The sequence below is a fragment of the Streptomyces litchfieldiae genome (assembly GCF_031845365.1).
GTDB lineage: Bacteria > Actinomycetota > Actinomycetes > Streptomycetales > Streptomycetaceae > Streptomyces > Streptomyces litchfieldiae.
Window position 1 is genome coordinate 1 of record NZ_JAVREL010000154.1, and the last position, 354, is coordinate 354.

1 protein-coding gene is annotated in these 354 nt (G+C 69.5%); it reads right to left on the reverse strand.

Annotated elements, in window-relative coordinates; genetic code table 11:
* A partial coding sequence (locus tag RM590_RS35845; RefSeq protein ID WP_311708987.1) for an FtsK/SpoIIIE domain-containing protein occupies positions 1–354 on the reverse strand: 354 nt, incomplete at both ends.

Below are 354 nucleotides of genomic sequence, written 5' to 3' on the forward strand. Positions count from 1 at the left end.
GCGAGGTGGCGACCAGGTCGTAGTCGTCGACAAGGAGATAGATCTCCGGTCCCGTCCACCAGGAGCGGTCACGCAACTGCTCGGGCGTGACATCCGTGCCGGGCAGCCGCTTCTTCAGCCCCTCGGCCAGGCCGCCGACCACCTCCAGGGACCGCTCATGGCCGGTGGAGTAGCCCAGCAGATGCGGCCCGTCGAACTCGCGCAGCATCGTCATGCGGTGGTCCAGAACGATGAGCTTGGCCTGCTCGGGGGTGCGCGTCGCGGTGATCTGGCGGGCGACGGCGCGCAGCAGGGACGTCTTGCCCGACTCGGTGTCGCCGATGACGATCAGCCCGGCCTCCTCGCCGGGGGTGA